We start from the raw sequence: 14,853 nt of genomic DNA on the forward strand, positions 1-14,853 counted from the left end.
GCTCAACCTTTTACTGCGCCGGCGGCAATGCCGCGGACGAAAAGCCTGCCGGAGACGAAATAAACGATCAGCGGCACGGCCCCGGTCAGAAGCGTGGCGGCCATGTTGACGTTGTATTCCTTCACGCCCTGCACGGAGTTGACGATGTTATTGAGCTGCACCGTCATCGGGTAATATTCCGGCCGGGTGAAGACGACACCGAACAGGAAGTCGTTCCAGATGCCGGTCACCTGCAGGATCATCGCCACGACGAAGATCGGCAGCGACATGGGCAGCATGATGCGGAAATAGATTTGCCAGAAGTTCGCGCCGTCGATGCGCGCTGCCTTGAACAATTCTTCCGGCAGCGAAGCGAAATAGTTGCGAAACAGCAACGTCAGGATGGGCATGCCGAAGATGGTGTGCACGATGACGAGGCCGGTCAGCGTGCCATAGACACCCATTTCCCGCAGCACGATGACGATCGGATAGATCATTACCTGATAGGGGATGAAGGCGCCAATGATAAGGATCGAGAAGAACAGCTCCGATCCCTTGAACTTCCAATTCGCCATAGCGTAGCCGCTGACGGAAGCGACGATGATGGAAATGACCACCGATGGTACGAGAATGCGCACGGAGTTCCAGAACCCACGCGAAAGCCCGTCGCAGTTAAGCCCGGTGCAGGCATTCGCCCAGGCTTTCACCCAGGGTTCGAAAGTGATTTCCACCGGCGGCGCGAAGATGTTGCCGAGCCGGATTTCCGGCATGCCTTTCAGCGAGGTCACGACCATCACGTATAGCGGCAGCAGGTAATAGGCGGCAGCCACAAACAGCGTGCCGTAAAGAATGATGTTGCGGCGTGAGAAGGTCTTCCTCGGTTTCCTGCCGCGAGGGCCGGAAAAGTCCGGGGCAACCGCATCGCTGGCGGCGACAACCGTGTTCAATGTGCTGATATTAGCCACGCTTCTTGCCTCCGAATTCGAGGTAGGCCCATGGAATGACGATGATCGCGACCGTCAGGAGCATCATTGTGGAGGCGGCAAAGCCCTGCCCCAGATTCTGCGCCTGAAACATGTAGTCATAGACATATTTCGCCGGCACTTCGGACGCGATGCCCGGCCCGCCGCTCGTCTGCGCCACGACCAGATCGTAAACCTTGACGATGCCGCTGGCGATGATGACCAGCGTGGTGATGAAGACCGGCCGCATCATGGGAATGATGATGAGAATATAAGTCTTCCACATCGGAATGCCGTCGACGCGCGCCGCCTTCCAGATATCCTCGTCAATGCCGCGAAGACCGGCGAGCATCAGGCACATGACGAGCCCCGTGCCCTGCCAGAGCGCGGCAATCAGAATGCCGTAGATGACGATCTGGGAATTATAGAGCGGATCGAAAGTAAAGCTTTCCCAGCCCATCGAGCGGACCACGGACTGGACGCCGAATTCCGGGTTCAGCAGCCATTGCCAGACGAGGCCGGTGACGATGAAGGACAGGGCGAAGGGATAAAGGAAGATCGTGCGGAAGGTGTTTTCAAAGCGGATCTTCTGATCCATCAGCGCCGCCAGCACAAAGCCGATAACGAGGCTGAAAATCAGCGACAGAATACCGTAGATCGCCAGGTTCTGGATGGAGACGATCCAGCGTGGTGCTGCCCACAAACGCTCATATTGATCGAAGCCGATAAAGCTTGCCCGCGGCAGAAGCTTGGAATTGGTGAAGGAATAAACCACTGTCCAGATCGTGCCGCCGAGGAAAATCACCATCGCGGTCAGGATCATCGGAATGGAGGCAATCTTGGAATTGAGATTGCGGAAAAGCTGGTTGGGGCGCCCTGAGCGCGCTTGACCTGCCATGTTACCTCCTCCTGTAACGTTACAGTTAGCGGTCAGGCAAAAGCCTCGCCGCATGAAACCCCTGCCCATGCTGGTGATTTTGCACAGGCAGGACGCTGGAAGGGAAAGCGTCGAAGCGCTTTCCCACCCGGAGAGATCACAATCAGTCCGCCGAACCGATAATGTCTGCGAAGCGCTTCTGCCCGTCTTCCGCCGACATCGAGCCCGCGAAGAACTCCGCCATCAGGTCTTCCTTCTGTTTCTGCGTATCGGCAGAAATCAGCTGGTCGGTGCTGGTGAGCGCATTGCCCTTGGCCAGAATTGCCAGACCCTTTTTCATGCAGTCATTGGCTGCATTGAGGTCGACGTCACCGCGGATCGGCAGCGAGCCTTTCTTCAGGTTAAAGGCAACCTGCGTTTTCGGATCGACGATGGTTGCGGCAAGAACGTCCTGCGCCTTGGTTTTCGCCTCGTCCTTCAAAACAGGGAAATAAAAGGCGTCGCCACCCGTGGTGAGGTATTCACTAAGACCAAGTCCGGGAAGGCAGGAATAGTCCGTGCCGGCTTTCTGGTTGGCAAGCTGGAATTCACCCTGCGCCCAGTCCCCCATGATCTGGCCGCCGGCCTTGCCGGTGATAACCATGTTGGTGGCCTGGTTCCAGTCCTGAACATTGGTGCCCTTGGCCATGTCGCGCGCCTCGACGGCAGCCGCGAAAATCTTCGCCATCTCAGGCCCGGCTGCGGTCTCGGCATCCTTGTCGCCATAGACTTTCTGATAAAGGTCCTTGCCGCCGAGCGAAAGCGTCAGCGTGTCGAACAGGCCGTTGGCCTGCCAGGCCTGCCCACCGAGCGCGAGCGGCTGGATACCGGCCTTTTTGAGCGCCGGCGCGGCGGCGACAAACTCCGTCCAGTTTTTCGGAACTTCGACGCCCGCCTTCTTGAAGGCTTCATTGGAAAGCCACAGCCATTGCCAGGAGTGGATGTTGACCGGCGCGCAATAAATCTTGCCGTCGATGGTGCAGCTGTCAAGCAGGCTCGCGGGCTTGATGACGTCTTTCCAGTTGCCCTTTGCAGCAACATCGGACAGGTCGCGCATCAGGCCTGCTTGAACAAGCTCTTCCGCCTGCCGGCCGTGGTTGAACTGGGTCGCACCCATCGGGTCACCGCCGGTGATGCGGCTGATCATGATCGGCCGGGCCGTGCCGCCCGAACCGGCAATCGCGCCGTCCACCCATTTGTTACCGGTGGCGTCGAAAGCCTTGGCCAATTCGGCGACCGCGGCGGCTTCGCCGCCCGATGTCCACCAATGGGTCACCTCAAGATCGGTGGCCCCGGCGATACCCGCCGGAATCATGACGCTGGCCAAAAAGGCCGCAGAAATAACACGCATTCGCATGAGTCTCCTCCCTCACTGAAACGTTACAGTTGGAACGTATGCGAAGATTTTTGATTAGGCAACCGCCTAAAATACGAATCTCGATGTGGCAATTTCGGACATGCCTTGCGACTGGAAACCTCGCAAATCGACGACCGGCGGCATGCCAGGTCCTGCCGGCCTGCCCCTTCCATTCCTACAATTTCTGCAAGGGACGCGGCTGCCGCATCCGTATTTGAATAAGGGGGCTCACCCTTTAAACATACAAACGAGCCGGAACGCCTTCCGCCTCGCCTCTGTCGTGCTGCCTCACAACACTATCCATTATTGCCTCTTATAGTCATCCTCGATGCGGATGACATCATCCTCGCCGATATAGGCTCCGGTCTGGATTTCGACCAGTTCGAGCGGAATCTGCCCCTCATTGGCAAGCCGATGTGACTCGCCGATCGGGATGTAAACCGACTGGTTCTCCGTCAGCAGCCGGGTTTCCTCGCCAATCGTCACCGTCGCCGTGCCCTTGACGACGATCCAGTGTTCCGAGCGGTGATAATGTTTCTGGAATGAGATGCGGTGGCCGGGATCGACCGTGATGTGGCCGACCCGGTAGCGCTCGTCCACATACATGTGTTCGATATAACCCCAAGGGCGATAGACCCGCTTGTGGGTCTGCGTCTGCGGTGCGTGTTCGCCATTCTTCAGCGTCTCCACCAGACCCTTCACGTCCTGCACCCGGTTTTTCGGCACCACCAGAACCGCATCCTTGGTGGCCACGACAACCATGTCCCTGGCGCCCACCACCGTCGTCAGCAATTGCGTCGAATGGATGAGGCAGCCTTCGGAATCGATGAAAACGCCGTGGCCTTCCAGCGCATTGTCGTTGCCGCGCTTGTCGGCAATCTCCCAGATCGCATCCCAGCTGCCGATATCCGACCAGCGGAAATGTCCGTGCACCACCGCCATGCGTTTGGTCTTCTCGATCACCGCATAGTCGATGGAATTTTTCGGCGAAGCCTCGAAGCTTTCCTGATGCAGGCGCACGAAACCCAGGTCGCTTTCATATTGCTCGACCGCTTGCGTCACCGCCGCCAGAATCTCCGGGGCAAAGGCCTTCAGCTCGGCAATCATCACATCGGAACGGAACAGGAAATTGCCGGAATTCCAGAGATAACCTTTTTCCAGATAGGAGATCGCCGTCTTCATATCCGGCTTCTCCACAAAGGCATCAACGGTGCTGAGGTCTTCCTCGCCGTCGATCGCCTCGCCCGGCTTGATATAACCGTAGGAGGTGCGCGGTTCGGTCGGCACCAGGCCGAAGACGACGATATTGCCCTGATCGGCGGCTTTTGCGCCGAGTTTCACGGCGTCGGAGAACTTGTCGGCATCGAGCACCACATGATCGGCGGCAAGCGCCAGCACCAGGCATCCTGGCTCGCGGCGCTCGGCCAGCACAGCGGCGGCGGCCATGGCGGCGGCGCTGTCGCGGCGGGCGGGCTCCAGCACCACCGTCGCCGGCAAATCGATTTCTTCGGCTTGACGGCGGGCGAAGAAACGGAAATCCTCGTTGGTGATGACAAGCGGCTCGGCATAGAGGCTCTTATCGCCCACCCGCTGCAACGTTTGCTGATAGGTCGAAAGATTGCCGACCAGCGGCTGGAACTGCTTGGGCAACTGATCGCGCGATACCGGCCAAAGCCTGGAGCCAGCACCGCCGGCCAGAAGAACCGGCGTGATCTTTCGAGTATGTTCCTTCACGGCAAAACCTTTCCAATATCAAAAATTTTCCGGCGCGCCGGACAATATACATATTTCCCAATGCCGCCATCATCGGTTTGCGAGCGGGCAAGCGCAAGCTCATAAATTCGCCTTGTGAAAGCTTGGTGAATGAGCAACAGGGCATTTGGAGGACATGTCGATTGCCCGGGGACCCGTTTCGCTAACGCGACATGGCTTGTGAGGTTCCACAGAACTCGCCACGGAAACGCCCACGAGGATCGCGGCAATGCACCACCCGCGGATCCGCATCTGCGGTCGGGCGGTGGCGCACGGGCCCGATAATCCAGCAACGGGTCAAGAACGTCGACTTAATCGATTAAATCCGGCCGCAAATTTCATCACGCTTAAATTTGCTGCACTGAACAACATTCAAGACTTGGCAGACGCGCGAAAAATACAATAACAACGGCGGATATTTTTACAATGTTATCGACACGAAAGCACGTTCAGCCCATGTCCGACACGACGAAGCCCGCCAGCACAAGAACATCGGTTACGGACCAGGAAGCCCTGGATTTTCACGCTCAAGGCAGGCCGGGGAAACTGGAAATCACCCCGACCAAGCCGATGGCGACGCAGCGGGATCTGTCGCTTGCCTATTCGCCTGGCGTGGCCGTACCAGTGAAAGCCATCGCCGAAAATCCGGCGACCGCTTACGATTATACAACGCGCGGCAACATGGTTGCGGTCATCTCCAACGGCACCGCCATCCTGGGTCTCGGCAATCTCGGCGCTCTGGCCTCCAAGCCGGTGATGGAAGGCAAGTCGGTCCTTTTCAAGCGCTTCGCCGATGTCGATTCCATTGACCTCGAGGTCGATACCGAAGACGCCGATGAGTTCATCAATTGTGTGCGTTACCTCGGACCCTCCTTCGGCGGTATCAATCTGGAAGACATCAAGGCGCCGGAATGTTTCATCATCGAAAGCCGCCTGCGCGAGCTGATGGACATTCCCGTTTTCCATGACGACCAGCACGGCACCGCCATCATCGCCGCCGCCGGCCTCATCAACGCCATCGAGTTGACGGGCCGCGACTTCAAGACCACCAAGCTGGTCTGCAACGGCGCGGGCGCTGCGGCAATCGCCTGCATGGACCTCATCAAGGCCATGGGGTTCAACCCTGAAAACATCACGCTCTGCGATACCAAGGGCGTGATCTATCAGGGCCGTGCCGAAGGCATGAACCAGTGGAAATCCGCCCATGCGGTGAAAACCAACAACCGCACGCTGGCGGAAGCCATGAAGGGTGCGGATGTGGTGTTCGGCCTCTCCCAAAAGGGCGCTTTCAGCGAAGAGATGATCCGCTCCATGGCGCCGAAGCCGATCATCTTCGCCATGGCCAATCCGGACCCGGAAATTACGCCGGAAGAAGTGTCGCGCATCCGCGACGACGCCATCATGGCGACCGGGCGTTCGGACTACCCGAACCAGGTCAATAACGTCCTCGGCTTTCCCTATATCTTCCGTGGCGCGCTCGATGTTCGCGCCAGCCAGATCAACGATGCGATGAAGATCGCGGCGGCACAGGCGCTGGCCGATCTTGCCCGCGAGGATGTGCCTGACGATGTGGCCGCCGCCTATCAGGGCAACCGTCCGCGCTTCGGGTCGCAATACATCATTCCGGTTCCCTTCGATCCGCGCCTGATTTCGGCAATTCCTGTGGCCGTGGCGAAAGCGGCGATTGAAACCGGCGTCGCCCGCCGGGAGCTGCCCGATCTCGATGCCTATGCCCGCGAGCTTTCCGCCCGTCGCGACCCGATGGCTTCCACCACGCAGCGCCTTTACGAACGGGTGCGCCGCTCGCCCAAGCGGGTCGTGTTTGCGGAAGCCGAAGAAGAACAGGTCATGCGCGCGGCGATTTCCTTCACCGCGCAGGGCCTCGGCACCGCCATCCTGCTCGGCCGTGACGACATCATCCGGGCCAATGCGGAACGCGCCGGCATCGATCTCGACCGCGCCAATATCGAGATCACCAATGCGCGCCTTTCCAGCCGTGTCGATGCCTATGTCGATTACCTCTATGCGCGCCTGCAGCGCGGCGGTTTCCTGCTGCGCGACGTACAGCGCCTGATCCATAACGACCGCAACCATTTCGCCGCCTGCATGGTGGCGATGGGCGATGCGGACGCCGTGGTCACCGGCGTCACCCGCAATTACTCCACGGCGCTGGAAGATATTCGCCGTTGCATCAACACAAAGCCCGGCCATCGCGTCATCGGCGTTTCGCTGGTGGTCTCGCGCAACCGAACCGTCTTCGTTGCCGATACGGCCGTGCATGATATGCCGAATGCCGAGGACCTGGCGGATATCGCCGAAGAGGCCGCCCACCTTGCACGCCGTTTCGGTTACGAACCGCGCGTTGCCATGCTCGCCTATTCCACTTTCGGCCAGCCGGTCGGCGAACGCTCCGACAAAGTACGTGAGGCCGTGAAAATCCTCGACAAGCGAAACGTCAATTTCGAGGTCGATGGCGAAATGTCGGCCGATATAGCACTCAACCATCACCGCATGCAGAGCCAGTATCCCTTCGCGCGTCTTTCCGGCCCGGCCAATGTACTGGTCATGCCCGCCATCCATTCCGCCTCCATCTCCACCAAGATGCTGCAGGAACTGGGCGGCGCGACCGTCATCGGCCCGCTTCTCGTCGGCCTCGACAAGTCGGTGCAGATCACTTCGATGGGCGCGAAGGACAGCGACATCGTTAACATGGCGGCAATCGCGGCCTACAACGCCGGTCGTTGAGACGGGCTGGAGGTTGCAGCACGTTTCGTCGCACCGGCGAGGCGCGTTGCAATATCCATCGCCTGGCCCCTTTCTGGTCTGGAGATTTTGGAAACGTATCACTCGCCCGCCTCTGTCTGAGGCGGGTTTTTCGTGGTCTTGAGGGTGGTTTGGGTGGATTTCAGGCCCGATGAGGCGTTGTCGGCGTCGGCAATGTCACCCAGAGGGGCGTGTTGAAAGCCACCGCTGCTACCAGGATCTGCGCCTTTGTCTCGACGATCCCACGGTAGCGGATCACGCCGGGGCCAATACGGTTCTTCAGTGTGGCAAATGTCGTTTCCACGGCCGCCCGACCCTTCAATATCATCAGGTTAAGGCGGACAAGACGCAGCGTCAGGATACGGTGACGCCGATTCGGCCGGCGCGTCGGCGATGGGGGCAACGCTACCGTCACCCCCGACATTCCCGTCAAACGTAACGATTGACCACGTTTTCCAGATACTCCTGACGCCCGGACTTCGGCTCAGGATTGATATCCTCACGCTCGACCAGCGCTGCAATCTCTTCCAGCTTCAGCTCGCCACGCAGCATCTTCTGGGCTTCAGCCGAATCCCACTTGGCGTAACGCTCGGCAAGCGGTTTCGACAATGCGCCGTCCTCGATCATCTTCGCCGCTGCCTTGAGGCCACGGGCGCAGCAGTCCATGCCGCCGATATGGCCGATCAGCAGATCCTGCGGATCGAGCGACTGGCGGCGCAGCTTGGAATCGAAGTTGGTGCCACCGTTCTTGAAACCGCCGCCGGCAAGAACATGGTAATAGGCAAGCGCCATTTCCGGCACGTTGTTGGGGAACTGGTCGGTATCCCAGCCGGACTGGTAGTCGTTGCGGTTCATGTCGATGGAGCCGAAAATGCCGAAGGCATTGGCCATGGCCAGCTCATGTTCGAAGGAATGGCCGGCAAGGATGGCATGGCCCTGCTCGATATTGACCTTCACTTCCTTTTCGAGACCGTTCTTCTGCAGGAAGGCATAAACGGTGGCGACATCGTAATCGTACTGGTGCTTGGTCGGCTCCTGCGGCTTCGGCTCGATCAGGATCGTGCCTTCGAAGCCGATCTTGTATTTGTATTCCACCACCAGATTGAGGAAACGGCCGAGCTGGTCGAGTTCACGCGACAGATCGGTGTTGAGCAGCGTTTCATAACCTTCACGACCGCCCCACAGAACATAGTTGGCGCCGCCAAGCTTCTTGGTGGCATCCATGCAGGTCTTCACCGTCGCGGCGGAGAAGGCGAAGACGTCAGGATCGGGATTGGTCGCGGCACCCGACATGAAGCGGCGGTTGGAGAAGAGGTTGGCCGTACCCCACAGCAGCTTCACGCCGGTATCGGCCTGCTTCTGCGCGAAATAATCGACGATCTCATCGAGATTTTTGGTGTTTTCGGCAAAGTTCTTGCCTTCCGGGCGCACATCGGCATCGTGGAAGCAGTAGAACGGTGAACCGAGCAGCGAGAAGAATTCGAACGCCACGTCCGCCTTCAGTTTCGCGGCCTGCATGGTGTCTTCGAACCACGGACGCTGAAAGGTCTGGCCGCCGAAGGGGTCACCGCCCGGCCATGTGAAGGTGTGCCAATAGGCTACCGCGAAACGAAGGTGGTCTTCCATGCGCTTGCCGGCGACGATCTCGTCGGGATTGTAGTGGCGGAAGGCCAGCGGATTGGTGCTGTCGGGGCCTTCATATTTGATCTTGGCGATATCGCCGAAGAAGCCTGTCGTCATTGGGTGGTTCCTCCATGGTGGGCTTGGGTGGTGTTTGACAATTTCAAGGTTGGAGGGTGTGGCTCACCCCCCTCTGTCCTGCCGGACATCTCCCCCTCAAGGGGGGAGATCGACTCGTAGTTACGTCCTCACCTCTCGCGAGGCGGAGTATGAAGTGAGGTGTCCGCCACTTGCCGATCTCCCCCCTTGAGGGGGAGATGCCCGGCAGGGCAGAGGGGGGTGACGCCGCACACGCCGCGTCTCACTGCGAAAGCGCCCTTATCGCCGGATAAAGCGCATGATAACGCCTGTAAGCCTCCTCATAAGCCGCGGCCAGATCAGCCACCGGCTCAATCGTCCGCGCCGTCTCCGGCTGCGAGCAAACCGCCACCGGATCGGCCCCGGTCGCGGCAATCAGGCCAAGGCGGGCGGCACCAAAGGCCGCGCCGAAATCGCCCTCGGCCGGAATATCCACGGGAACACCAAGCGAGGTGGCGATCGAGGCCAGCCAGTAAGTCGAGCGCGAGCCGCCGCCGATGGCGGTGACGCGGGAGATTGAGGTGCCGGCCGATTTCAGCGCTTCGAGATTATCGCGGATGGCGAAGGTCACGCCTTCCAGCACGGCCTGGGTCAGCGCTTTGCGGTCGCTTTCATGCGACAGGCCGATGAAGGAACCACGGATGGCAGCATCATTATGCGGCGTGCGTTCGCCGGAAAGATAGGGCGCGAAAGTGACGCCGGAGGGGGCCAGAAGCGTCTCGCCGAGTTCACTGGTCAGATCGGCAGCGGATTGGCCGGTGAGGCGCGAATACCAGTTCAACGCATCCGTCGCGGAGAGGATGACGCCCATCTGGTGCCAAGTGTCGGGCAGCGCATGGCAGAAGGCATGCACGGCGCTTTCCGGCTTCGGCAGGTAAGAAGCGTTGGCGGCAAAGAGCACGCCCGATGTGCCTAGCGATACGAAGGCATGGCCTTCCTTCACCGTGCCCATGCCGCAGGCGGAAGCGGCATTGTCGCCCGCGCCGCCGGCGACCACGGCACGGCCGGAAATGCCCCATTCGGAAGCCAGCTCACTGCGCAGAACGCCCGCCTCATCCGTGCCTTCCACCAGCGACGGCATGTGTTTTTCATCGAGCCCCGTCGCCGCAAGCAGATCGGAAGACCATTTGCGCGCGCCGGTATCCAGCCAGGCGGTGCCGGCGGAATCGGACATTTCCGAGGTATACTCGCCGGTCAGCCATAGCCGCAGATAATCCTTCGGCAGCAATACCTTGGCCACTTTCGCGAAGATGTCGGGTTCGTTCTTCGCCACCCAGGCAAGCTTCGGCGCGGTGAAACCGGGGAAAACGATATTGCCGGTTATCTTGCGGAAACGTGGATCGGCATCGAGAGCGGCAGCCTCGGCATGGGAGCGCGTGTCGTTCCACAGGATGCAGGGGCGCAGCACCTTGCCTTCGGCATCCACAAGCGTCGCGCCATGCATCTGACCGGAAAGGCCGATGCCCTTGACGGCGGCAAGCTCTTTCGCAAACTTCTGCTTCAGGCCGGCAACGGCGGTTTTTGTCGCGTCGATCCAGTCTGCCGGGTTCTGTTCGGACCAGCCGTGATGCGGGCGCGAAACGTCCAGCGAGCCGTTGGCCGAGCCGATGATTTTCTGATCGCCGTCCATCAGCAGGGCTTTGACGCCTGACGTGCCAAGATCGAGACCGAGATACATGTATTTCTCCATTCCGGCGCGCCTTGCGCCACTTCCAGCCTGTTTTCTCAGGGAAGATTGTCCCTGAGGAAGATGTCGATACGAATACGTTCCTGCGCGGCGATGACGGGCAGGCCATCGGCGCGCGCCTTCAACACGCGGATGGCGCTGCGCACCTCATGTCCCGCATCCTGGTTGAGCACGGCATCGAGCAGCCCTTGCCGCAGCGCATTGGCGGTGTTTTCCGTCAGTTCATGGGCGATGACCGAAAGCGTTTTTTCGCCATCTGCGGCACAAAGCGCGCGGATGAGACCGCGATTGCCGGCACCGAGACTGTAGATACCGGAAAGGGCATCATTGCCCAGAGCCTTGGACACCAGCGCTTCGACGGTGAGAGGATCGTCCCTGCCCTCCAGCACGGGCAACAGCCGCAAGTGCGGGAATTCCGCTTCGAGGACGACGCGAAACCCTTCCAGACGTTCGCGATGGTCACGCACCAGCATGGAGCCGGCAACAACCGCGACATCGCCGCCGCGCCCGGAGAGGAAACGCCCCATCAAGCTTGCCGCCGTGCGTCCGGCCGCAACGTTGTCCACACCGGCATAATGATCGCGCCTCGAGCCGGAAAGGTCGGACACCAATGTGACAGTGGCGATGCCATCTTCCGCCAGCCGGTCGGCGGCCTCGGCCACGTCTTCGGAATCGGTGGCCACGAAGGCAACGCCCGAGGGCTTTTCCCGGCGTGCAACTTCCAGTGCCTCGGTCAGTGCCGCGGCATTAAACGGCGGCACCTCGATGACACGGATGGCCGTGCGCTCCAGATGGGAGCGGCTGGCCGCCGCCCGCACCTCGGCGCGCAGCGTCGCCATAAAGGAATTATCATTGCCGGGCAGGATGAAGACCATGGAGTAGTTGCGGCCCTTGGCCAAATTGGCCGCCGCGATATCGCGCACATAACCAAGCTCGGCAATGGCGGCTTCCACCCGCGCCCGCGTCGCCGCATGCACGCCAGGGCGCATGTTCAACACCCGGTCGATGGTGGCAAGGCTGACGCCTGCCCGCTCTGCAATATCATGAACTGTCGGCTTCATGGCTCCTCCCTCCCCCTTGCATATCCAGCTTTGCCGCCGCCGTAAATCGAAAAATGATGTACGTACCTCATATTTCATCAACCGGCTGCGGAATATCAATGCCCGCATGGGCTGAGGTTAATAAAGCGTCCGCCGGTAGTCCTGCTCCAGCTGCTCGTCCATCTTCTGCATCTCGCGCCCGTCCCTCGGCGCCCCCGTTGTCTCATCGAGAATGATCTTGATAAGCGAGGGCATTTCCGACCGGACCTGCAAATGCGCGGGATCCCATAGGTGGGAGCGCCGGAATGCCTTGGCGCAATGCATGAAGACCTCATCAACCTTCACGACGATGGCAAGTTTGGGGATACGATCCGCAACGCTCATGAGCTTCAGCAGTTCGGGATCGTTGCTCAGTGTCGCGCGCCCGTTCACCCGCAGGGTGTCGTCGAAACCGGGCGCGATAAACAAGAGACCGACAATGGGGTTGACGATGATATTGCTGAGCGTATCAAGGCGGTTATTGCCCGGCCGATCCGGGATCGCCAGCGTGTGCGCGTCGAGAACCTTTACAAAGCCCGGCGGATCGCCGCGGGGGCTGACATCGGCTTTTCCCTCAAGGTTCTGGGTGCCTATGCAGAGAAAGGGCGAACGCTTTATGAATTCCTGCGCATGTTCGCCGAGCCTGTCCTGACACTTCTGCAGCGCCAGGGCATGTGTCGGCTCGAACAGCCCGCGAAGCGACTGCTCATCCGTTATGGCAAAGTCTGGCCTGATTGCAAAGTTTGGAGTGAGTTCCAAGTCCGCCATGATCTCCCCCTCTGAACAGCTCTGCCCAGCGGCAAAAATCCAGGTCAACCGTCCTCCCGGCCCCGATTTCGCTCCCTCTGTGCATTTTTTGAGGTACGTACCTCAATGATTGGTATACATGGATTGCCCGTTGCGATCAACAGCTGAAATCGGCCAACAGCCGCATTGGAATTTTGGACGCACGCAAAAAAGGGGCCGTCATTCCGACGGCCCCAGCTCTGCGGTGGATGGGAGAGGATTGTTATCAGTGCGCCGCGTCTGGCGGCGGCGCTGCCTTGGGTTTCTGAATCAGCACGGTCATAAAGATCAGGCTGGAGAACAGGATCGTCAGCGCGAAGAACACATCCGCGAAGGCCAAAATCCATGCCTGCTGCGAGACCATGCCAACCATTTTCTTGACCGCGACGGATGCGCCGTCCAGGCCGTAGGAATCGTAGTTGGCGCCGACATTGTTCAGCCATTCCAGCGCCTGCGGGTTGGAGTAGCTGATATGTTCAGCCAGCCGCACATAATGGTCGTCCGTGCGCTGCGACAGCATGGTGTTGATGATTGCAAGACCAACCGCGCCGCCGAGGTTACGGGTGAGGTTGAAGAGGCCGGATGCATTGCGGATACGGGCGGGCGGCAGCGTGCCGAGCGCGATATTGTTGATCGGCACCATACACATCATCAGGCCGAAACCGCGCAGGATTTGCGGGATCAACAGCTCGTAGAAATCCCAGTCCGTCGTCACATGCGTCATGATCCATGTGCCGCAGCCGAAGCTGATGAAGCCGATGGCCATCATGATGCGCGGATCGAGCTTGGTGGAGACCTTGCCGGCAATCGGCGCGGTGAAGAACATGGCAAGACCGGATACGAACATGGTCTCGCCGATCATCAGCGCGTCATATCCCCTCACCCGGCCGAGATAGAGCGGGTAGAGATATGTAAGGCCATAAAGCCCGATGCCCATGACGAAGGAGAAGAGCGAGCCGATGGAGAAGTTGCGGTCGGCAAAGGCGCGGATATCCACGACAGGGAATTCCACTTTGAAGGCGCGCCAGAAGAACACGACGGCGCCGACGACCATCGCAATCGAGCCCAGCACAATGTGTTCGTCGTTGAACCAGTCCTTGTTGTTGCCCTCTTCCAGCACATATTCCAGCGAGCCGAGGAAAACCGCCATCGAAAGCAGACCCCACCAGTCGAACTTCTTCCAGAGCGACTTTTCCGGCTTGTCGAAATCGATCAGGCTCCAGGTCAGGATGGTGACGATGATGCCGGGGATAATGTTGACGAGGAACAGCCAGTGCCAGGAAAAGGCATTGGAAAGATAACCGCCGACCGTCGGGCCGATGGTGGGTGCGAGCGTGGCGACAAGACCGATGATCGGCGAGACGACAGAACGCTTCGACGGCGGGAAGATGGTGAAGGCCGCCGCAAAGACCGACGGGATCATACCGCCGCCGATAAAGCCCTGGATCGCGCGATAGACGATCATCTGGTCGATATTGGTGGCGGTGGCGCAGAGCGCGCTCGATATGGTGAAGCCCGCAGCACAGGTGGCGAAGAGCACCCGCGTGGAGAGGATGCGCGCCAGCGTGCCCGACAGCGGGATCATGATCACTTCCGCGATCAGATAGGACGTCTGCACCCAGGCGATCTCATCCGAGCCGGCACCGAGGCCGGCCTGGATTTCCGCAAGCGAGGCGGAGACGATCTGAATGTCGAGAATGGACATGAACATGCCGAAGACCATCGCGAAAAACGCGATGAGCCTGCGCCTGTCCATCGGGGGATCGGCGGGGATGGACGCCCCGCCCGTACCGACAACCGTAGCCGCCATGATC

Annotated in this window: 10 protein-coding genes and 1 pseudogene; 1 reads left to right on the forward strand and 10 read right to left on the reverse strand. The window is 59.7% G+C overall.

Going from position 1 to position 14,853, the window contains the following annotated elements; genetic code table 11:
• Positions 1-2 precede the first annotated feature (2 nt).
• The 4 genes from ACQZ48_RS01320 to ACQZ48_RS01335 form a co-directional block, all read right to left on the reverse strand.
• Positions 3-944 (reverse strand): carbohydrate ABC transporter permease, encoded by a 942-nt coding sequence (locus tag ACQZ48_RS01320; protein ID WP_448728404.1) that lies wholly within the window; start codon positions 942-944, stop codon positions 3-5.
• Positions 937-1,839 (reverse strand): carbohydrate ABC transporter permease, encoded by a 903-nt coding sequence (locus ACQZ48_RS01325; RefSeq protein WP_149147669.1) that lies wholly within the window; start codon positions 1,837-1,839, stop codon positions 937-939. Before ACQZ48_RS01325 ends, ACQZ48_RS01320 begins: the two co-directional genes overlap by 8 nt.
• 142 nt (positions 1,840-1,981) lie before the next feature.
• Entirely contained in the window at positions 1,982-3,214 is a 1,233-nt protein-coding gene (locus tag ACQZ48_RS01330) for an ABC transporter substrate-binding protein (protein WP_137411609.1), read from the reverse strand.
• Between the two features lie 303 nt (positions 3,215-3,517).
• A complete protein-coding gene (locus ACQZ48_RS01335; RefSeq protein WP_142911930.1) occupies positions 3,518-4,948 on the reverse strand; it encodes a mannose-1-phosphate guanylyltransferase/mannose-6-phosphate isomerase in 1,431 nt (476 codons plus the stop codon).
• Positions 4,949-5,422: 474 nt separating this feature from the next.
• On the opposite strand from ACQZ48_RS01335, the gene ACQZ48_RS01340 reads away from it, so the two are divergent.
• Positions 5,423-7,711 carry an NADP-dependent malic enzyme gene (locus ACQZ48_RS01340; protein ID WP_077985012.1) on the forward strand — a complete coding sequence of 763 codons (2,289 nt, stop codon included), beginning with the start codon at positions 5,423-5,425 and terminating at the stop codon, positions 7,709-7,711.
• Positions 7,712-7,871: 160 nt separating this feature from the next.
• On the opposite strand, the pseudogene ACQZ48_RS01345 reads toward ACQZ48_RS01340, so the two are convergent.
• The 6 genes and pseudogenes from ACQZ48_RS01345 to ACQZ48_RS01370 all read right to left on the reverse strand — a co-directional run.
• Positions 7,872-8,120, reverse strand: a pseudogene (locus tag ACQZ48_RS01345) (IS5/IS1182 family transposase); the annotation flags it as partial.
• 38 nt (positions 8,121-8,158) lie between these two features.
• A complete protein-coding gene (gene xylA / locus ACQZ48_RS01350; RefSeq protein ID WP_448728405.1) occupies positions 8,159-9,469 on the reverse strand; it encodes a xylose isomerase in 1,311 nt (436 codons plus the stop codon).
• A gap of 241 nt (positions 9,470-9,710) precedes the next feature.
• Positions 9,711-11,165: a xylulokinase gene (gene xylB / locus ACQZ48_RS01355; RefSeq protein ID WP_448728582.1), complete on the reverse strand. Its 1,455-nt coding sequence runs from the start codon at positions 11,163-11,165 to the stop codon at positions 9,711-9,713.
• Between the two features lie 47 nt (positions 11,166-11,212).
• Complete coding sequence (locus ACQZ48_RS01360; protein WP_448728406.1) at positions 11,213-12,235, reverse strand: LacI family DNA-binding transcriptional regulator; 1,023 nt, start codon at positions 12,233-12,235, stop codon at positions 11,213-11,215.
• 117 nt (positions 12,236-12,352) lie between these two features.
• Positions 12,353-13,021 (reverse strand): pyridoxamine 5'-phosphate oxidase family protein, encoded by a 669-nt coding sequence (locus ACQZ48_RS01365; RefSeq protein WP_448728407.1) that lies wholly within the window; start codon positions 13,019-13,021, stop codon positions 12,353-12,355.
• Positions 13,022-13,265: 244 nt separating this feature from the next.
• Positions 13,266-14,849 (reverse strand): DHA2 family efflux MFS transporter permease subunit, encoded by a 1,584-nt coding sequence (locus tag ACQZ48_RS01370; protein ID WP_142911934.1) that lies wholly within the window; start codon positions 14,847-14,849, stop codon positions 13,266-13,268.
• Positions 14,850-14,853: the final 4 nt, after the last annotated feature.

This window comes from Agrobacterium sp. 22-209-1, assembly GCF_053522485.1.